The organism is Cryobacterium sp. 10C3, from assembly GCF_034314285.1.
Taxonomy (GTDB): Bacteria; Actinomycetota; Actinomycetes; order Actinomycetales; family Microbacteriaceae; genus Cryobacterium; species Cryobacterium glucosi.
The window spans coordinates 1,687,831-1,708,015 of sequence record NZ_JAVIWF010000002.1 but is presented as its reverse complement, the minus strand read 5'-3'; the positions used below and the strand labels follow the sequence as shown (position 1 = coordinate 1,708,015).

Genomic DNA, 20,185 nt, shown 5'->3' with positions numbered 1-20,185 from the left:
GTCCGACAGTCTGGACGAGTCCCCGGTGGGTCCCTTTTCTTCACCGCGATGCCGGTGCACACTGAGCGAATGCGCAGGCTTTCCGTCACGAGACACCCGGGAAAGGGGCCGGTTGCGCCGCCCATTTTCGGGGCCGCGCTGCTGGTGATCCTTGCAGTGGGCCTTCCCCTCGCGGCCATCCAGGTAGCAGGTGCGATCCGACCGGACCCGGCGGCATCCGCCCCGTCCGGCATCCCAGCGGTTTCCCCGACCGCGGCCCCACTCCGGTGCCGACCGTACCGGCCCAATCGTCGCGGGCCCAACCGTCACCGGCGATCAGGGCGCTGGATTCGGACAATCCGATTTCCGATCCTGCCTGGTTCGTGCAGGCATACGAAGCCGGGTTCCGGCTCTACATCCTCAGCTCCACCGAGTTCGGCACGTGCACGCCTCTCGCCCGCACCCAGGCGCAGCTCGCGATGGCCATCGACGCCGGTCTCGCGATCGCCGCGTACACCAGGGATCCGCGCTGCTGGCGGGAGGGGATCGCGGCGACGGGCTCCTTCCGCATCCGGCTCCAGTTCTTCGCCCTCGACATCGAAACGGGCGGCCCGCCGCTCACCCGCGCCATGATCACGGGCGTCCAATCCACCGGAGTGCGCCCCGTCGTCTACACCGGCGCGCGGATGTGGGACGACATCATGGGCGCGGGAACGACGGAGTTCTCGGACGTCGCCCTCTGGGATGCCGTGCCCGTCCAGCCGGGCTCGACTGCCGTGGCCGGCCTCCCTGACGACCCCGTCGATCTCCTCTCGCCTGCACCGATTCCGTTCGGTGGCTGGAACGCGTCCGGGAATCTCCGAGTCGGTGTTCAGCAGCATTTTGAACGGGTCTTCAACGGCGTCAACATCGATGTGAACACCTTCGCGAGGTCATTCCTGTACTGATCGGGAAGCGCGCACCGGAATGGGCGCCGCACCGCGTATCATGGCGGCGTGAAGCCCTACCTGCTCTTGGCCAGCCGTCCGGAGGACGAAGCCGCCGACGACGAGTACGAGGGTTTCCTGAGCGCCGGCGGCCTCACCCCGGAGGACCTGCACCGGGTCAGGCTCGAGGCGGCGCCACTGCCGCCGATCCGGCTGGACGACTACTCCGGCATCATCGTCGGTGGCAGCCCCTTCAACGCCAGCGACCCCGCGGCGACGAAGTCCGCCGTCCAGCTCCGGGTCGAGCGGGAACTCCAGTCGCTCCTCGACCTCGTCGTCGCCCGTGATTTTCCCTTTCTCGGAGCCTGTTACGGCATCGGGCTGCTGACGACACACGGCGGGGGTGTCGTCGACGGAACGTGGCCGGAGGACGCCGGCCCGACGAGAGTGCGGCTGACGCAGGAGGGAGCCGCCGACCCCCTGTTCGGTATCCTCGAGCCCGACTTCGAGGCCTTCGTCGGACACAAGGAGGCATGCACGGTCCTCCCGCCCGGCGCCGTACTCCTGGCCACCGGAGAGGATTGCCCGGTCCAGGCCTTCCGGGTCGGACGGAACGTCTACGCGACCCAGTTCCACCCGGAGCTCACCAATGCGAGCATCCTCACCCGCCTCCGGATCTACCGCGACAACGGATATGTCAAGCCGGATGCCTGGACCGGAGTCATCGCGAGCATCGCGGCGGCCACGGTGACGCAACCGGCGAACCTGATGCGTGCCTTCGTGCGGCGCTTCGGCACCGAATAAGCTGCGCCACCAAATAAACTGCTACGAATGCCAACCTCACTCGCGACCCCGTATGAAGACCTGCTTCGCCACACCCTGGCGACGGGCACCGCCAAAGCCGACCGGACCGGGACCGGAACCACGAGCATCTTCGGCGCCCAGCTCCGCTTCGACCTTCGTGAGGGCTTCCCGCTCATCACGACGAAGCGCGTGCACTTCAAGTCGATCGCCTACGAACTCCTGTGGTTCCTGCGCGGCGAGAGCAACGTCGGATGGCTCCGGGAACACGGCGTCAGCATCTGGGACGAGTGGGCATCGGAAACCGGAGAACTCGGTCCCGTCTACGGAGTGCAATGGCGCTCCTGGCCCACCCCCGACGGTGGTCACATCGAGGCAGATCGCCCAGGTGATCGAGACCCTGAAGACAGACCCGGATTCGCGTCGCATGATCGTGTCGGCCTGGAACGTCGCGGACATCCCGTCGATGGCCCTCGCACCGTGCCACGCGCTCTTCCAGTTCTACGTCGCCGACGGCCGCCTGTCCTGCCAGCTCTACCAGCGCAGCGCCGACCTCTTCCTCGGCGTCCCCTTCAACATCGCGAGTTATGCGCTGCTGACCCACCTCGTCGCCGCCCAGGCCGGCCTCGAGGTCGGCGACTTCATCTGGACCGGCGGGGACTGCCACATCTACGACAACCATCGTGACCAGGTCACGGAGCAGCTGACCCGTGCCCCGTATCCGCTCCCGACGCTCCGCATCACGGGCGAACGCGCGAGCATCTTCGACTACGGGTACGAGGACCTCGAGGTCGTCGGCTACCAGCACCACCCCGCGATCAAGGCACCCGTTGCCGTCTGATCCCGCCCGTCACACTCCCGTGATCGCACTGGTCTGGGCGCAGGCGCACGACGGGATCATCGGCAGCGCCGGTTCGATACCCTGGCACCTTCCCGAAGACCTCGCGCATTTCAAGGCCGTGACGGATGCCGCGACGGTCGTGATGGGTCGTCGCACGTGGGATTCCCTCCCCGAACGATTCCGGCCGCTCCCCGGGCGACGGAACATCGTCGTCACCAGGGACGCCGACTGGGCCGCTGCCGGAGCCGAACGCGCCGGGTCCGTGGACGATGCCCTCGCTGCGGACGACTCGGCCACAGATCCGGCCACGACGATCTGGGTGATCGGCGGAGGCGAGGTCTACCGCGAAGCCCTGGCCCGCGCCTCACGACTCGAGGTCACCGAGCTGGACCTCGCCGTGCCCGGCGACACGAGGGCCCCCGCGGTTGACGGGGAGTGGACGCGTGCCCACGCCTCGGAATGGATGGTCTCGAGGACCGGCATCCGCTTTCGCTTTGTCGGGTACGAGCGGCCGGTTCCGCGGAACTGACGTCTCTTCGGGCACGGACATCTCTTCACGAGCTGACGTCTCCGGCGGCACCGGCTTCTCCTGCAGCGCGGGAGCCACGGGCGCCACGGTGACTCGGCGTTCCGGACTCCTCCAGCGTCCGCTCGACGGCGTCAGGAATGCCTGGGGAAGGGTCGCCAGGCAGATCGCCGCGTCGACCACACGTACGAGTGGGAAGGCGAACCCGAGCAGCAGATAACTCGGCCGGCGGGTGACGGCGACGACGAGCACGGTCAACAGGTAATCGGGCACGAGCACGCCGAGCAGGATCAGGGTCGGCGGAATCGCGTCCGTCAGCCGCGTGGCGATGCCGGACGGGTCCGTCGACGTCGCCTCCCAGATGACCGCGCCGACCGATACGACGAGCAGCGGCAGGAACAGCAGCATCATCACACTGCTCGTCACGAGCTCGAACACGTGGAGCGCCAGCGCACCCCAGAACCAGCCGAGCCGGAATCCGTGGCGGCGCAGCGTCTGCCAGAACCCCAGGGTCCAACGCCGGAGCTGCCGGGTGTAATCGTGCAGGTTGTCCGGATCCTGGGTCGAGGCCCTCGCGATCGAGGGGTGGAATGCGATCCGGCCGAGCTTGCGCGCGTGCACTTCGAACGTCATGTTGAAGTCCTCGATCGCGAGCCCGGGAGGATCGATGTCGATGCTTCCGAGGACCCGGCTGCGATACATGCTCGCGAAACCGGGAACGATGGAGATCACGTTCGCGAGCCTGGCGGCCTGACCGTACTTGAGCAGGTACTGCACCATGACGTAGAAACGTTCCCGGTATGCGACCAGGAATCGGCCCATCATCGTCGCGGGGGAGGATCAGCGATCGTCGACGCACACGCTGCAACCGCGACGACCCCCGGATCCTGGAAGCACGGCAGGCCGGTCAGCAGGTAGTCGGGGGCCAGCACCGTGTCCGCATCGAGGAGCACCACGACCGGGAACCGGCGTGCCAGTTCGAAATGGTCGATTGCCGCGACGAGCGCGCCGGCCTTTCCGTGATTCGACTCGAGTTCGAGCACGTTCGCTCCGCTGGCTCTCGCGAGGTCCGCGGTCCGGTCTGCTGAGGCGTCCGAAACGACGAAGACGTGTCCAACGGGCACCTGGCCGGTTGCGGAACCGATCGTCGCGGCGATCACTTGTTCTTCGTCGTGGGCGGCGACCAGGACCGCGACCTCGTCCGCGGAGATCAGCGGGTCCTGCGATCGATCGGGCGACCGGCGGCGGCTGCTCTCGACCACGGCACGGATGAGACCGACCGTGGTCCAGAGCAAGGTGTTGATTCCCACAACAAGAATGAAAATGACGAAGAACGTAACCATCTGTGCCCCCGGGGTGAAATCGAACGTCCCACACTGGAACCGGAGACGCCACGTCGAGACTGTCGGTGTTGACGTGCACGAAGCTACCCGAGGCCGGAGGGGACCGCTGGCCCTGTCACCCGGATGGGGCGACCCATGTGGTTAACCACATCCGGGTGTGGGTTGCCCCCGGAACGCGCCGCGACGTGTTTTCCGGATGCATGCAGTTACAGGCATTTATGAGTGAGGATGATGGAGAAGTGACTTTTCCGACGAGTACCTCCAATTTTCGTGCCGCCCGCGATCAGCTGCTGCGCCTCTGGGACGGCCACGCCCGTGCCGCCGCGGAATTCCGCTGGCCGGATGTCGGCGCGTCATTCAACTGGGCCGTCGACTGGTTCGACGTGATCGCGGCCGGCAACGACAACATCGCCCTGTGGATCGTCGAGGAGGACGGCCGTGAGCTGAAGGTCACTTTCGCGGAGATGTCCGCACGCTCCAACCAGGTCGCGGCGTGGCTCACCCAGCAGGGCGTCGGCAAGGGCGATCACGTGATGCTCATGCTCGGCAACCAGGTCGAACTCTGGGAGCTCATGCTCGGCATCATGAAGATCGGCGCCGTGATCCTCCCGACATCGACCGTGCTCGCCGCCGGCGACCTCGCCGACCGCGTGCAGCGCGGCGAGGTGGACTGCGTCATCGCGAATGCGGGTGACGCCGCCAAGTTCGCGGAGATCGACGGCGATTTCCGGCGCATCTGCGTCGGCGGCACGGTTCCCGGCTGGGCTCACTACGCCGACGCCGCCCTGCTGTCCACGGCGCCCGTTCCCGTGGCCGTCGGTTCGGACGACCCGTCGCTCATCTACTTCACCTCGGGGACCACGAGCAAGCCCAAGATGGTCGTGCACACCCAGACCTCGTACCCCGTGGGCCATCTCTCCACGATGTACTGGCTCGGGCTTCGTCCCGGCGACGTGCACCTCGCCATCAGCTCACCGGGCTGGGGCAAGCACGCCTGGAGCAGCTTCTTCTCGCCCTGGATCGCTGAGGCCACCGTCTTCGTCTACAACTACGGCCGGTTCGACCCGCAGGCGCTCACGGCCCAGCTGCACCGCGCCAAGGTCACGACGTTCTGTGCGCCGCCGACGGTGTGGCGGATGCTGATCCAGTCCGATGTGGGCGAGAAGCCGGTCGGCCTCCGCGAGATCCTCTCGGCGGGTGAACCGCTCAACCCCGAGGTGATCAGCCAGATCCAGCGTGCCTGGGGGCTCACGATCCGCGATGGGTACGGCCAGACCGAGACGACGGCCATCGTCGGCAACGTGCCGGGGTCCGTCCTCAAGGCCGGGTCCATGGGCCTGCCCCTGCCCGGTGTCGCGATCACCCTCGTCGATCCGATCACGGGAGGCGTCGCAGACGAGGGCGAGATCTGCCTCGACCTCGCCGAGCCCGCCGTCAACCTCATGGCCCGGTACCACGGCGACCCGGTCAGGACCCAGGCCGCGCTCCGGGATGGCTACTTCCACACGGGCGACGTCGCCACCCGGGACGACAACGGCTACATCACCTTCATCGGCCGCACGGATGACATCTTCAAGTCCTCCGATTACAAGGTCTCCCCGTTCGAGGTCGAAAGCGTGCTGCTCGAACACCCCGCCGTCGCCGAGGCCGCGGTCGTCCCCGCCCCCGACGACACCCGACTCAACATCGCCAAAGCGTACATCCACCTCGCGGCCGGCTGGGCACCCGACAGCGCGACCGCTCTCGCCGTGCTGCGCCACGCCCGCAACGGGTTGCCGCCGTACATGCGGGTGCGGTCGTATCGAGTTCTTCGAACTGCCCAAGACGAGCTCAGGCAAGATCCGCAGGGTCGAGCTGCGGGCGCGCGAGAACGATGCCGCAGAGCAGCAGCTCCGGCTTCCGGAGGAATGGCGCGACGACCAGTTCCCCGAGCTTAAGCGTTCGTCGAAGAGCTGATCCGCGCGCCCGCGAAAGCGGGTGAAACGTCGTACTGAGCTCGGCATACCGACGACTCACCCGCTTTCGCGAACGGCGGCGGGGACGGGAACGGGGGCGAGCAGGGCGTCGATCGCTGCGAGGGGGATCGGCAGCCAGTCGGGCCGATTGAGTTTTTCGTAGACGACCTCGTAGAGAGCCTTGTCGAGTTCGAAGGCGCCGAGCAGCGGGCGTTGCTCTCCGAGGCTCCTGCCGGAACGTTCGCTGTACCCGGCAAGGAACGCCCGACGGCAGGCCTGTGCCCACCCGGTGACGACACCGGTCCGCTCGGGAGCTTCCCGCGCCACGGTTCCGGCCGCGTAGGAGAACGACCTCAGCATCCCGGCGACATCCCGCCAGGGCACGTCGACACGGGTCCGGTCCTCGAGAGGAGTGAGCGGTTCGCCCTCGAAATCGACGAGCACCCAGCCCCTGCCCGGAACGAGCAGCACCTGGCCGAGGTGCAGGTCCCCGTGGATGCGCTGCAGCCTCGGCCAGGACACCTCGGCCGCTGCGGCGAACACCGCCTCGATCGCCGGGGCGTACCGGTCGAGTGCAGGCACCTCCGCGATCGCGCGCCGGGCGCGGGCGCGCAGGCCGTCGAGGACCGTGCCGACGACCTCAGCGGTCGGCTCCGCCGTCGGCATCGCGTCAGCGAGGTCGGCGTGGACTGCCGCGGTCGCGACGCCGAGGCTCCGCGCCCGCGCAGTGAAGTCCTCGTTTCTCCGTGCCGCACCGAGTACCACCCGCCAGGCGTCTTCGACGCCGGGCAGGAACTCCTGGGCGAAAGCGAGGTGGCCGCGCGCGGTGCCGCCAGGCGCGCGGGGGTCCGCCCAGTCCCCGACGATGCAACCGACGGGAAGGGGAACGAAGTGCGAGCCGGCGCGGGCGAGTGCGGACTGCACGGTGACGTCGGGGTTGTCGCCGTGGTGGAGCGCCCGGAAGACCTTGCAGATCACGGGAGTGAGTGCGCGACCGTCAGGACCCGCGAGTTCGTAGATGATCGAGGTGTTGGACTGCTCTCCCCGGAGCACGTGACTCGACACGACGGTCGGCTCGACACCCTCCGGCGCGACTCCGTCGCCGGGTACACCTCCGGGTACACCGCCGGCGAGGCCGTTGGGAAGGGTCTCGCCTTCCGCGACCGAGCATCCGTCTGCACCAGGGCCTGACGTGCCGCGACGCAGGATCAACAGGAGCAGCGCCCGCGCATAGGCCGGATCCGCCGGAGCGTCATAGACGAACTTTCGCCGCCCGTCCGCTCCGGTAAGGGTCGTGATGAGGGCCGCCTCGCCGCCAGGGAGAGCCACCTCCCGCTCGGTCACGGGAAGCTGGTAGACCGTCCGGCGAGGGTCGCCGGCGTCGACGACGCAGTCGGTGCGGATCAGCACCCCGGCTCGCCGGAGGGCAGCGACCAGCCGCCCACGCGCGCCAGCGCCACCGGGCGGCCCGTGTCCGCGAACCAGCGCTGGCGGGCGGCCCAGGAGCTCACATCTTCGGGCACTGCGGATCCGAGGCCATTCCCAGTCATGCCGCCAGCGTACGCCAGCGGCAGAGTGTGGCCCGCAGACATCCTGATCAGCTTGGAAACACCAGTGCCCAGCCGATGTTCATGGGGCAGAACTGTCATTTGACGGCGTATTCACAGGAAAGTGATAGCGTCCGGAAAGCCCTGATCCATAACTTCGATCCCGGTGGGCCCCACGGAGAGTCCCCGGAACCGGAGACTCATGTTCTATACCTACCTGCGTCGGGAACTCGCGGGCCGTCGCAAGCAGACCGCCATCGTCGCGATCGGCATGGCCCTCGCCATCGCGCTGGTCATCATCGTCAACTCGGTGTCGAGCGGAGTCCAGCTCGCCCAGGCATCCGTTCTCGAGTCCGTGTACGGCGTCGGCACCGACATCACCGTGAGCCAGGCCCCTGCTGCCGCCGCGACGCCGGGCACCGGAAACGGCGCGCCGCCAACGCTTCGACTTCGGTTCGGCGGACGGTGCCGCAGCGGACGGAACCACGACGATCAGCCGCAGCAGGCTCACGGCTGAACGCGGGACGGAGACCTTCGCCTCGACCGGTCTCGACTCGGTGCGCGCGGTTCCGAACGTCAGTGCGGCCGCTGCGACGCTCCTGCTGAGCAACTCCACCTTCAGCGGCGCCCTCCCGACCCGCAGCCAGGGCGCCACCCGGCCATCGACCGGCCAGGGCGCTCCGTCAGGCCAGAGCGCTGAGACGCCGCCGACGGGTGGCCCCGACGGTGCGGGCGGCAGCTCGTTCAGCGTCGACTCCTTCACCGTGCTCGGGCTGAACCCGGCCGACGCAGCCGTCGGCCCGCTCTCCGCCGTGACGCTCACAGCCGGGCGCTCGCTCGCGAGCACGGATGCCGGTGCGAACGTCGCCGTCCTCGACGCGAGCTACGCGACGACCGCCTCCCTCGCCGTCGGCGGCACCGTCGCTATCGCGGGCACCGACTTCAGCATCGTCGGGCTGGTCTCCGCGACGACCTCGGACAGCGCGACCGCGGCCAATGTCTACATTCCGCTCGACGTCGCCCAGTCCCTCGCGGCCCTGCCGAGCCAGGTCTCCAACATCTACGTGCAGGCGGCGTCGTCGACGGACATCAACCAGGTCCAGGCGGACATCAGGACCGCACTGCCCGCAGCGACCGTCAAGACCCAGGCGGACCTCGCGTCGAGCGTATCCGGGTCGCTCGCGAGCGCATCGAGCCTCGTCTCCAACCTCGGGTTGTGGCTCTCCCTGATCGTCCTCGCAGCGGCGTTCCTGATCGCGATCCTCTTCACGATCTCCGGGGTCACCCGGCGCACCCGTGAGTTCGGAACGCTCAAGGCGATCGGGTGGTCCAACGGCCGGATCGTGCGCCAGGTCGGCGGCGAATCGCTCGTGCAGGGCCTGATCGGCGGCGTCGTCGGGATCGCCGTCGGGCTCGCCGGGATCCTCGTGATCAACATCATCGCCCCGACGTTGACCGCAGGGGCCTCGACGGCCGTGCAGGCGGTGGGCCGCGGGGCCGGGGCCGCCGGCGGCGCGGGAGGTGCGGGAGGCGCAGGCTTCGGCCCTGGCGGTGGCGGATTCGGTGCCGCAACCCAGGCGGCCACCCAGTCGAACATCGTCCTGACGGCGCCCGTCACGGTATCCGTGATCCTGATCGCGGTCGGACTCGCCGTTCTCGGCGGCCTGCTCGCCGGAGTGATCGGGGGTGGCGAGCCTCCCGGCTCCGGCCGGCGGAAGCCCTGCGCAGCATCGCGTAGCACTGCCTGCGTCACCCGATTCGATTCGCTCCGATTCTCACTTTCAGCTTCCAAAAGGAACCAGACCATGTACCAGCTGACGAATGTCACCAAAAAGTATGACCAGGGCAAGCGCTCGGTGACCGCGCTGCAGGACGTCACCGTTTCGATCCCCGATGGCCAGATGGTCGCGATCCAGGGGCCGACCGGTGGCGGCAAGTCGACCCTCCTGCAGATGCTCGGGGCACTTGACCGCCCGAGTTCCGGATCCGTGGTGCTCGAGACGGAGCACCTCGGCAGTTCGAACCTGTCGAGCCTCGGGGACTCCCAGCTCGGTCGCATGCGCAGCGAGATCGGCTTCGTGTTCCAGAACTTCAATCTGATCCCGACGCTGACCGCCCAGGAGAATGTCGAGACGGCGCTCGCGCCGCTCGGCGGGACGAACGCCGCGCGCCGGGAGCGCTCGGCGGCCGCCCTCGAGGCCGTCGGCCTCGGGGACCGCCTCGGCCACCTTCCCGCCGAACTCTCGGGCGGCCAGCAACAGCGGGTCGCGCATCGCGAGGGCCACTCGTCAAGGACCCGACCGTGCTCCTCGCCGACGAGCCGACCGGCAACCTCGACGAGGAGACCAGGGACGAGATCATGGACCTGCTCGAGGGGCTCTGGCGGGCACAGGGCCTCACCCTGATCGTGGTCACGCACGACAGTGCCGTCGCCAGGCGCGCCCAGCGCCGCCTGCACATCAAGGCCGGACGACTCACCGAACTCGCCTGACTGCCGGGCTCGCCTGATGACCGCCGGGCTCGACAAACATTAGAGTAAAGACTCTAATGGGAGTATGACGCCCGACAGGACACCCAGGAACGACCGGAACGAGCCGAAAGGCCGGTACGACAAGAAGGGGCGGACGTCGACCCGGCGTTCGTTCCTCAAGGTCGCCGGCATCGGCCTGGGGACGATCGCGATCGCCGGCGCCGCAGGCCTCACCTGGCGCGCGGTCGACGGTGGCGTGTTCGCGAGCGGGACAGGCGAGGCATTCGCCGCATGGGCGCAGGCCGGCCCGGAGGCGCATGACGCCCTCGGCCTCGTTCGGGCCGCCGTGCTCGCCGCGAACGCGCACAACGCCCAGCCCTGGCAGTTCAGGGTCGCCGACAACCGGATCGACGTCTTCGCTGACACGACCAGGAACCTCGGGACGATGGACCCGCTGCTCCGGGAGATGGACGTCTCGCTCGGGTGCGCGATCGAGAACATCGTCGTCGCGGCACCCGCGAACGGGAAGAAGGCCGCCGTCACCCTGCTGCCGGACCCCGCGGACCCCACACACGTCGCACGGATCGACCTTCAGGCGGCGGAGGCATCCGTCTCACCGCTGTTCACCGCGATCGCATCCCGACACACCGACCGCAACTCCTATGACCTCACGCGGCCCGTGAGCGCCGCGGAGCTGGCACGGCTCAGCGGACTCATCGACGAGACCGTCGCCGAACTCGTCTGGTTCTCGGACCCCGCGGAGAAGAATGCGTTCGGTGCCCTGACCGTCCGCGCGACCGAGGCGATCATCGCAGACCCGCAACAGGTGGCGGACGACGCCGCCTGGTACCGCACCGACTGGCACGAGATCCAGTCGAAGAAAGACGGCATCACGATCGACCCGTCCGGGCAGTCGGAATTCATCAGGGCCGTTTCGAAGGTCATTCCCGTTTCGACGGCCCAGAACAACGCGGGCTGGCTCGCCGGCACCAGGGACAGCCAGGTCCCCACGGCCGCGGCCTTCGGAGCGCTCGTCGTGCGCGACCCGCTCGACACCGGCGAGCGTCTCGCCGTCGGCAGGGCCTGGCAGCGCCTGCACCTGAGCATGACGGTCGACGGGGTGAGCGCCCAACCGCTCTGCCAGCTTCCGGAACGGATCGACAGGGAACGCTCGACGGGCCTCAACCCGGACTTCGGCGACGCGCTGGCCGCGCTCCTGCCCGCCGGCCGCCACGCGATCATGACCTTCCGGATCGGACATCCGACCGGCTCGGCCCTGCCGAGCCCTCGACGCCCCGCGCGGGAAGTCGTGCTTTCGTGAGCCGGGTCCCGACCACGGTGACGGCGGGGGAGACCAGGGCCAGGATCCTCTTCGTCGCCCTCGGCCTCTTCAACGAACGCGGCACCGCCGCCGTGACCACCAACGCGATCGCGGCGGCCGCCGGAATCAGCCCGGGCAACCTGTACTACTGGTTCGGCGGCAAGGACGAGATCGTGCGCGAGCTGCATGCCCAGCGCGTGACGGCCTACGAATCTCTCTGGGAGGCATCCGCTGCCGGGGGAGGGGACGGGCCTGAACGCCTGGACCCCGAGCAGGTACTCGACCGCCTCGGTGCCGGTGTCGCGCTGACGCGGCAGTACGCGTTCCTGGCCCGCGACCTCTTCGGCCTGCTGCACGCGGACCCGGTGCTCGCCGAACACTACCGGCTCGTGCGCGCCCGGCGCCTCGTCAGGTTCAGCGAGATCGCCAGGGGCTGGCGTGAACACGGCGAGATCCGCCCGCTCGGCGATCGGGAGCTCGATGACCTCGTGCGGGCGCTCTGGATCCTCGCCGAGTCCTGGTTCGCCTTCGAGGAGCTCGACGGGGCGGACACCGGAGGGCCTTCGGATTCCACTACAGATTCCACCGGCGGGACGCGCTACCTGCGCGCCGTCCTCACGCCGTACCTCAGCGCCCCTTTACCCGGGCGGGGCTAGACGCGGCGGATGCCCCAGGCCACGACGGCGAGGGACGCCGCGCAGACGACACCGAGCAGGGACATCAGCAGGGTGTAGCTCGCGACGGCGTTGAGCGCCGCGAAGAGGACCGGCAGCAGGAACCCGAGGTAGGTGAGGCTGTAGTACACGCCCGTGATGCCGGCGAGGTCGGCAGGGGTGGAGATGCGCTGCACCTCGACGAGGCCCGCGACGACGCACACGCCGTACGCGGCGCCGAGCACGATCGCCGTGACGAGGGCGACGATCGGGGACAGGGTCGCCGCGGCGCAGATGGAGAGCAGGATGCCGACGAGCATCATGCCCATGCCGACGACGAGCGCTCGCCCGTTGGTGCGTGTGTTGATCCGGGCGACCTGCGGCTGGACCAGGGCCCCCGTACCGAGGGTGACGACCGTGAGCAGGGTCGCGTATGCGAGGTTGAACTCGCCGAGCTGGGTGTCGACGAGCTTCGGCATGATCGCGTACGCGATCCCGGCCGCGCCGAAGACCCAGGGCGCTGAGGGCGCGATGACGCGCAGGAAGCGGCGATGCCCGGCGAGAGGAACCGCAAGGTCACGCCAGAACGGGCGGTGCGCGCGGTAGCGCGGCACGGTCTCCGGCGTCGTGACGAGCAGGGGCAGTACGGCAAGGCTCAGCACGATGTGGACGAGGTAGGGGGCGAGCGTCGGCATCGGGCCCCACTGGGCGAGTGCGCCGGCGACGCCGGCACCGAGTCCGAAGCCGAGGGTGAGGGTCAGTGCCGGGCGCCGGGCGCCTGCCACCGTGTCAGCGCGCTTGTCGAACGGCGCGGCGGAGAGTTCCTTGAGCCACGCCGTTCCGACCGACATCGCAACGCCGACGCTCAGCCCGGCCAGGAAGCGGCCGAGGCACAGCATGACCGTGCTCGAGAAACCGAAACCGAGAAGGATGCTGGCCACGAGTCCCGTGATCACGCCCGCGATCGCGAGGGGCTTGCGTCCATACCGGTCCGAGAGCGCCCCGGCGAGGAGGAGCCCGGGAATCAGGCCGACGACGTACGCCCCGAGGAAGACATCCGCCATCACGGTCGTGTAGTGGCCGAGCGCCTCGTACATGTGCAGCAGCGGGGTGAAGTGGTTGCCGCCCCAGGCCATGACGAAGATGGCGGGTGCTGCGCGGAGCCAGGCGGGAATGGTACGGGGAATCATCGGACTTTCGGAACGCGATCGGGGATGGACGGTGGTGGTGGTCAGGGGACCGTGGCGGTCAGGCGACCCTGGTGGAGAAATGCCCGGCCTCGACATGTTCGCGGAGGGCACGGTCGTACGCTGCGGTGTCTCCGCTGGACACGTGACCGGCCAGGGTGCGGTGCTCGGCGAGAAGGCGTTCGAGGTTGCGGGGGTCCCGGGAAGCGACCCGGTGGGTGAGGCGTTCGAGCCTCGGGCCGAGCTGGGCGTAGAAACCGTCGATCACCCGGTTGCGGTTCTCGTCCACGATCCGGGAGTGGAAGCGGTGGTCTGCCCTGGCGAAGGTGAGCAGGTCACCGCTCGCAGCGGCATCCGCCTGGATCTCGATCAGGGCGGCGAGGTCGGTGTCCACCCCGCCTGTCCCGCCCTCGCGTTCGCCCAGGAGCCGGACGGCGGTCGTCTCGAGCATGATGCGCACCTGGAGCAACTCGGCGGTCTCCGCCTCGTCGAGCGCGGTGACGACGGCGCCCTTCTTCGGGAAGAGCCGGATCAGCCCGCGGGCCTCGAGCGCGAGGAAGGCTTCGCGCACCGGTGTGCGGCTGAGTGAGAGGGCTCCGGCGATCTCCCCTCGGTCAGGAAGGAGCTCGCAGGGAGGGACCCCGAGATGATCAGGTCCGCGACGTGCGTGTATGCCCGCTCGACGGCGGAGGCCCCGGCCGGCATGAGGGAGGCTGATTCGGTCGGCATACCCCCAGCCTAGCCATAGATACATCAATAACTACAAGTCGGCTGCGGAATATACCGCCTCATATACTGGGCAAACGCCCCGATTGAGGCACACCCACCGCCGGGCCGCAGGCCTTTCGCCCGGTGCCGGCTCGTCCACTCTGACCCAGAGGCCCCCGTGACTGAAACGCTTTCCCCGCAGACGATCCTCGACGAACTCGCCACGATACTGCCGCCCGTGCAGCTCGTGACCGGACAGGCGACCGATGCGTATCTCACGGACCAGTCGGACGGCACCGCTGCGGGGGAGCCCCTCGCCGTCGTGTTCCCCAAAAGCACCGCCGAGGTTGCGGCGGTCGTCACCCTCGCAGCGGCCAACGGCATTGCGCTCGTGCCGCAGGGTGCCCGCACCGGACTCGCCGGCGGTGCGAACGCGATCACCGGAGCCATTGTCGTGAACCTCACCCGGATGAACCGGATCGTCTCCGTCGACAAGGCAGACCAGACCGCGACGGTCGAGGCCGGCGTGCGCACATACGCCCTGGCCAGGGCCGCCGCGACCGCCGGCCTCTTCTACCCGCCGGACCCCGGCTCGTGGAAGGGCTCGACGATCGGCGGCAACGTGGCCACCAACGCCGGCGGGATGCTGTGCGTCAAATACGGCGTGACGGGTAACTTCGTGCGCCGCCTCACGGTCGTCCTCGCGGACGGCTCCATCGTGCACACGGGGCAGCGCACCATCAAGGGTGTCGCCGGGTACAACCTGACGGCGCTCCTCGTCGGGTCGGAGGGCACCCTCGGGATCATCACCGAGATCACGGTCGGGCTGCTGCCTGCCCCTGCCCCGGCCTCCGGCGTGTCCGCGACGTTCTCGACCACCGCGGAGGCCCTCGCCGCCGCCGCACTGATCGTCACGAACAACCGGCGTCCGAGCGTGCTCGAATTCCTCGACGGATCCTGCATCACCGCGATCAACGCCTTCGACCCCGCGTCCACGCTCCCGGAGGGTGCTGCAGCACTTCTCCTCGTGCAGTCGGATGCCGCGGGGCAGGCCGACGACGACGTCGCAGAATACGCGCGCATCCTCGAGGCCGGGGAGCGGGCGAGATCGTCATCGCGCACGACGCCGCGCACCTCGACCAGCTGATGAGCGCGAGACGCCTCCTCCAGCCGGCCCTGCAGGCCGCGCGCGGTGCGAGCCTCAACGAGGACGTGACCGTTCCGCGGTCGCAGCTGCAGGCGCTCCTCTCCGGCCTTCAGGAGATTTCCAGCGAACTCTTGATTCCGATCAGCACCGGAGGGCACCTCGGCGACGGGAACCTGCACCCGGTGATCGGCTTCAACCCCGACCTGCCCGCGGAGGTCGATGCCGCCCACCGCGCGTTCAAACGGGTGATCCAGCTCGCCGTCACGCTGGGTGGGTCCGCGTCGGGGGAACACGGGATCGGCCTGCTCAAGCAGGCGCACCTCGACGACGAACTCGGCCTCGCCGTGCGGGAGCTGCAGCGCCGCGTCAAGCTCGCTTTCGACCCCGCCAGCCTGCTGAACCCCGGAAAGAAGCTCTAGGAGCGTGGGTCAGTAACGGCGAAGTTTAAAACGCCGACGGATTTCCTGGGCTGGGGTTGTTGGTCTGGGAAAATTGCTTATGAGCGATTTTGATGGTTTGTTTCCCGCGACAGAACTCGAACATGTTGACCTGGTCATGGACGACGGAGTCGAGGCTGGCGCCGGCGTGAACAAGCGGTTCCGGGCGTTCGAGCCGGCGGCCGTGATGTTGGTTCCACCGTCTTTGGATGAGTGGCTGCCGCAGAACCACCTCTCTCGTTTCATCGCCGACATCGTCGAAACTCAAATTGACCTGAAGAAGTTCTACGCGTCCTACGCGAAGTCGAAGGGCCAGCCGCCTTATGACCCTCGGCTGATGGTCCGCGTGCTGCTTTACGGGTATTGCGTCGGGGTTCGCTCGTCACGGGAGTTGGAGCGGGTCTGTGTGGACGTGGTCGCTTTTCGTTGGTTGGCCGCGCAGCAGGCACCGGATTTTCGCTCGATCGCCCGGTTCCGGAAACGGCACCTCGCGAGCCTGGGGAACGTGTTTTTGCAGGCGTTGGAACTGTGTCGTGCGGCTGGGATGGTGTCGCTGGGGCAGGTCGCGTTGGACGGCACCAAGGTCCGGGCGAACGCGTCCAGGCGCAAAGCGATGAGTTACGCCCGGTTGACGGAGAAGCAGAAAGTCCTCGCCGATGAAGTCTCCGCCCTCCTGGCGGACGCCGATGCGATCGATGAGGCCGAGGATGCCCGGTTCGGGAAAGACAAACGCGGTGATGAGTTGCCGCCGGAGCTCGCGAGGCGGGAATCACGCCTCGTGAAACTGGCCGAGGCGCGCGCCGCTTTGGAGGCGGACGCGGCCGCCCGGGCGCGGAAAGAGGCCGAGAAGAAAGCCCGGGATAAGGGCGATGACGACGATGCTGTCACGGCGAAGGGTGAGGATGCGGCCGAGAACGCGGTCGTGAATCCGAAGGCTCAACGCAACTTCACCGACCCGGACGCGCGGATCATGAAGACCGCTGACGGGTCCTTCCATTACGCCTACAACGCGCAGGCCATCGTGGATGCGGATCATCAGATCATCGTCGCGACGACGCTGACGAATATTGGCGTGGATGTTGAACAGGTCGTGCCCCTGGTCGAGAAACTCCACACCACGACGGGCGTTCTGCCCCGGCAGGTCCTCGCCGATGCCGGGTATTGTTCAGCCGCGAACCTGGACTACGCCAAGACCATTGAGACGGCCAGCGACGGCGGGACCGAGTTCTTCATCGCGACCGGCCGGGTCAAGCATGGCGAACGTGTTCCCGAGGTTCCTCGGGGCCGGATCCCCGCCGATGCGACGCTCCGGGAACGCATGGCCCGGAAGTTGAAGACGAAGAAAGGCCGCGCCGTTTACGCCAGGCGCAAAGCGATCGTGGAGCCCGTGTTCGGTCAAATCCACACGAGGCAAGGAAAATTCCTGCTGCTGCGCGGGTTGGAGCAAGCAGCCCACGAGTGGGACCTGATCGCCGCCTGCCACAACCTAATGAAACTCCACACCCTGCAAACCAAAGCCCGCCTCGCCACGCAAAGCACTCCCCACCCGGCAACCTAAAGACCAGGCAAGACCGCCCTGACGGGCGACAGCGATCCTGCCCTGCGTCGTCAACACGGCCGTGGCCCTATTTTCGATCGGCACGCGAACGGATACAGAGCCCCAGCCCACGACGATCGCGTCGGCAACGCCCCAACCCAACCCGACGACATCGGAGGCATTCATTGGCATCAAAGCCGAATAGGCGTTACTGACTCACGCTCCTAGCCGCCAGGTTTGAGAATTCTCAGGATCGTCACTCCCCGCAGTGGATTACCGGGGTTTGGCTGTGCTAGGCGAGTCCTTTTAAACGCGCGGGCGAGAGACGCGGCGGAAGAACCCCCGACCGGCCCTTGCCGGGGAGTAGTGTTGGAAAAAGAGAGCGGACCACGGTGCATCGGTGCACGTCTGGCGCCTCGTGTCCCCCCGCTCACTACCCCGAGCGCGGGATCTTCCGCGGCGGGAAAGCTCAATCCCACGAGGAGAGTAGTCCACATGACAATTACAGAGGGCGTCCTCAGCGGCGACACTTCGATGCAGCACGGCAAGGCGGAATTCGTTTCCGGGCCGTGGCAGGATTCGATTAACCTTCGCGATTTCATTCAGCGCAATTACACGCCGTATATCGGCGACGCGTCCTTCCTGGCCGGGCCGACTGCCCGCACCACGGGAGTCTGGGCCAAGTTGTCCGCGATGTTCCCCGAGGAACGTCGTAAGGGCGTCTACGACATCGACGCCTTCACGCCGTCCTCCATTACAGCCCACAAGCCGGGCTACATCGACAAGGACAATGAAGTCATCGTCGGCCTCCAGACGGATGCGCCGCTCAAGCGCGCGATCATGCCGTTCGGTGGATGGCGCATGGTCGTCAACTCCCTCGAGACCTACGGCTACCCCGTCTCTCCCGAACTCGAGAAGATCTTCACCGACTACCGCAAGACCCACAACACCGCCGTGTTCGACGTCTACCCTCCCGGTGTGCGTCGTGCCCGCAACAGCCACCTGATCACCGGTCTTCCGGATGCCTACGGCCGTGGCCGTATCATCGGCGACTACCGTCGTGTCGCCCTCTACGGCGTCGACGCACTGATCGCCGGCAAGAAGAACGACCGCGCCGAGCTCGACATGGAGCCCTCGACCGAGGACATCATCCGCGCCCGCGAGGAAAACTCGGAGCAGATCCGGGCCCTCAAGGAACTCGTCCAGATGGCCGCGTCCTACGGCTCCGACATCTCCAAGCCGGCCCAGACCGCCCAGGAAGCCGTCCAGTGGCTGTACTTCGCGTACCTCGGTGCCGTCAAGGAACAGAACGGCGCTGCAATGTCGTTCGGCCGTAACTCGGCCTTCCTCGACGCGTACATCGAGCGCGACCTCGCCGACGGCACCATCACCGAAGAGGGCGCCCAGGAGCTCATCGACGACCTCGTCATCAAGCTCCGCATCGTGCGCTTCCTGCGTACCCCGGAATACGACGAGATCTTCGCCGGCGACCCGACCTGGGTCACCGAGTCCCTCGGCGGCATCGGCGAAGACGGTCGCCCGCTCGTCACCAAGACGGCGTTCCGTTTCCTCCAGACGTTGTACAACATCGGCGCAGCACCGGAGCCGAACCTCACCGTTCTCTGGAACGACGGCCTTCCCGATGGATTCAAGCGCTTCTGCGCCCAGGTCTCCATCGACACGTCGGCGATCCAGTACGAGTCCGACGACCTCATCCGCGCCGAGCTCGGTGACGACGCTGCGATCGCCTGCTGCGTCTCCCCGATGCGCGTCGGCAAGCAGATGCAGTTCTTCGGTGCTCGCGTCAACGCCGTCAAGGCGCTGCTCTACTCGATCAACGGCGGCAAGGACGAGGTTTCCGGCAAGCAGGTCGCCCCGGCGACCGCGCCGAACCTGGACACGATCCTCGACTATGACACCGTCTTCGCGAACTACCTCGTCACGCTCGAGTGGCTTGCCGAGACCTACGTCACCGCGCTGAACTGCATCCACTACATGCACGACAAGTACGCGTACGAGCGTCTCGAAATGGCTCTCCACGACAAGGAAATCGTTCGCACGATGGCCTGTGGCATCGCCGGCCTGAGCGTTGTCGCCGACTCCCTGTCCGCGATCAAGTACGCCAAGGTGCGTCCGGTCCGCGACGACAACGGACTCGTCATCGACTACACGATCGAGGGCGAATTCCCCAAGTTCGGTAACGACGACGACAAGGTCGACTCCATTGCGATCGACGTCATGGAACGCTTCATGAACATGATCCGCAAGCACCCGACCTACCGCAACGCGATCCACACCCAGTCGATCCTGACGATCACGTCCAACGTGGTCTACGGCAAGGCAACCGGCAACACGCCCGATGGCCGTCGCAAGGGTGAGCCGTTCGCTCCGGGTGCAAACCCGATGAACGGCCGCGACACGCACGGCATGCTCGCGTCGGCGCTCAGCGTCGCCAAGCTGCCGTTCAGCCAGGCGCAGGACGGCATCTCGCTCACGAACACGGTCGTCCCCAGTGGCCTCGGTCACACCAAGGACGAGCAGATCACGAGCCTCGTCGGACTCATTGACGCGTACACGGAAGCCACCGGCTACCACATCAACGTCAACGTGCTCAACAAGGAAACCCTTGAAGACGCCATGCTGCACCCGGAGAACTACCCGCAGCTGACGATTCGCGTCTCCGGCTACGCGGTCAACTTCGTGCGCCTCACGCGCGAACAGCAGATGGACGTCATCAGCCGTACGTTCCACCAGCGCTAAGGATTCACCAGCGCTAAGGATTCACCAGCACCGAAGATTCACCAGCA

At 67.4% G+C, this 20,185-nt stretch carries 13 protein-coding genes and 6 pseudogenes; 13 read left to right on the top strand and 6 right to left on the bottom strand.

The genetic code is table 11. The annotated features are described in order from the left end of the window. Positions 1 to 362 precede the first annotated feature (362 nt). From RGU41_RS08890 to RGU41_RS08875, 4 genes and pseudogenes are all read left to right on the top strand, one after another. On the top strand, positions 363 to 926 hold the full coding sequence (locus RGU41_RS08890) for a hypothetical protein (protein WP_322136043.1): 564 nt from the start codon (positions 363 to 365) through the stop codon (positions 924 to 926). Between the two features lie 48 nt (positions 927 to 974). Next, a complete protein-coding gene (locus RGU41_RS08885) occupies positions 975 to 1,709 on the top strand; it encodes a glutamine amidotransferase (RefSeq protein ID WP_134448857.1) in 735 nt (244 codons plus the stop codon). 27 nt (positions 1,710 to 1,736) lie between these two features. Beyond that, positions 1,737 to 2,547: pseudogene (locus RGU41_RS08880) on the top strand (thymidylate synthase). Further along, positions 2,537 to 3,076 carry a dihydrofolate reductase gene (locus tag RGU41_RS08875; RefSeq protein ID WP_277871718.1) on the top strand — a complete coding sequence of 180 codons (540 nt, stop codon included), beginning with the start codon at positions 2,537 to 2,539 and terminating at the stop codon, positions 3,074 to 3,076. The pseudogene RGU41_RS08880 and the gene RGU41_RS08875 overlap by 11 nt, the downstream one beginning before the upstream one ends. 423 nt (positions 3,077 to 3,499) lie before the next feature. Here RGU41_RS08875 and RGU41_RS08870 read toward each other — a convergent pair. Further along, positions 3,500 to 3,775, bottom strand: a pseudogene (locus RGU41_RS08870) (glycosyltransferase family 2 protein); the annotation flags it as partial. A gap of 119 nt (positions 3,776 to 3,894) precedes the next feature. After that, positions 3,895 to 4,383, bottom strand: a complete 489-nt coding sequence (locus RGU41_RS08865; protein ID WP_322136042.1) for a glycosyltransferase family 2 protein — start codon at positions 4,381 to 4,383, stop codon at positions 3,895 to 3,897. Between the two features lie 251 nt (positions 4,384 to 4,634). Here RGU41_RS08865 and RGU41_RS08860 point away from each other — a divergent pair. Further along, positions 4,635 to 6,372: pseudogene (locus RGU41_RS08860) on the top strand (AMP-binding protein). A 56-nt stretch (positions 6,373 to 6,428) separates the two neighbouring features. Here RGU41_RS08860 and RGU41_RS08855 read toward each other — a convergent pair. Then, on the bottom strand, positions 6,429 to 7,781 hold the full coding sequence (locus tag RGU41_RS08855; protein ID WP_322136041.1) for a maltokinase N-terminal cap-like domain-containing protein: 1,353 nt from the start codon (positions 7,779 to 7,781) through the stop codon (positions 6,429 to 6,431). Beyond that, entirely contained in the window at positions 7,775 to 7,921 is a 147-nt protein-coding gene (locus tag RGU41_RS08850; protein ID WP_322136040.1) for a maltokinase N-terminal cap-like domain-containing protein, read from the bottom strand. Before RGU41_RS08850 ends, RGU41_RS08855 begins: the two co-directional genes overlap by 7 nt. A 199-nt stretch (positions 7,922 to 8,120) precedes the next feature. Between RGU41_RS08850 and RGU41_RS08845 the strand changes: the two genes are divergently transcribed. From RGU41_RS08845 to RGU41_RS08825, 5 genes and pseudogenes are all read left to right on the top strand, one after another. Beyond that, positions 8,121 to 8,435 (top strand): hypothetical protein, encoded by a 315-nt coding sequence (locus RGU41_RS08845; RefSeq protein WP_322136039.1) that lies wholly within the window; start codon positions 8,121 to 8,123, stop codon positions 8,433 to 8,435. Positions 8,436 to 8,475: 40 nt separating this feature from the next. Beyond that, positions 8,476 to 9,537 (top strand): annotated as a pseudogene (locus tag RGU41_RS08840) (ABC transporter permease); the annotation flags it as partial. 186 nt (positions 9,538 to 9,723) lie between these two features. Beyond that, positions 9,724 to 10,409, top strand: a pseudogene (locus RGU41_RS08835) (ABC transporter ATP-binding protein). 64 nt (positions 10,410 to 10,473) lie between these two features. Next, positions 10,474 to 11,709 carry an Acg family FMN-binding oxidoreductase gene (locus tag RGU41_RS08830; RefSeq protein ID WP_166791025.1) on the top strand — a complete coding sequence of 412 codons (1,236 nt, stop codon included), beginning with the start codon at positions 10,474 to 10,476 and terminating at the stop codon, positions 11,707 to 11,709. Continuing rightward, on the top strand, positions 11,706 to 12,365 hold the full coding sequence (locus RGU41_RS08825; RefSeq protein WP_322136038.1) for a TetR/AcrR family transcriptional regulator: 660 nt from the start codon (positions 11,706 to 11,708) through the stop codon (positions 12,363 to 12,365). Before RGU41_RS08830 ends, RGU41_RS08825 begins: the two co-directional genes overlap by 4 nt. On the opposite strand, the gene RGU41_RS08820 is transcribed toward RGU41_RS08825, so the two are convergent. Then, positions 12,362 to 13,552 (bottom strand): MFS transporter, encoded by a 1,191-nt coding sequence (locus RGU41_RS08820; RefSeq protein WP_134448864.1) that lies wholly within the window; start codon positions 13,550 to 13,552, stop codon positions 12,362 to 12,364. The two genes, RGU41_RS08825 and RGU41_RS08820, sit on opposite strands and share 4 nt — an antisense overlap. Before the next feature lie 58 nt (positions 13,553 to 13,610). Further along, complete coding sequence (locus tag RGU41_RS08815; RefSeq protein WP_322136037.1) at positions 13,611 to 14,303, bottom strand: GntR family transcriptional regulator; 693 nt, start codon at positions 14,301 to 14,303, stop codon at positions 13,611 to 13,613. Positions 14,304 to 14,435: 132 nt separating this feature from the next. Here RGU41_RS08815 and RGU41_RS08810 point away from each other — a divergent pair. From RGU41_RS08810 to pflB, 3 genes and pseudogenes are all read left to right on the top strand, one after another. Next, a pseudogene (locus RGU41_RS08810) lies at positions 14,436 to 15,823 on the top strand (FAD-binding oxidoreductase). 136 nt (positions 15,824 to 15,959) lie between these two features. Next, positions 15,960 to 17,399 (top strand): IS1182 family transposase, encoded by a 1,440-nt coding sequence (locus RGU41_RS08800; RefSeq protein WP_322135178.1) that lies wholly within the window; start codon positions 15,960 to 15,962, stop codon positions 17,397 to 17,399. A 474-nt stretch (positions 17,400 to 17,873) separates the two neighbouring features. After that, positions 17,874 to 20,138 carry a formate C-acetyltransferase gene (pflB, locus tag RGU41_RS08795; protein WP_134448867.1) on the top strand — a complete coding sequence of 755 codons (2,265 nt, stop codon included), beginning with the start codon at positions 17,874 to 17,876 and terminating at the stop codon, positions 20,136 to 20,138. The last annotated feature ends 47 nt before the right edge of the window (positions 20,139 to 20,185 follow it).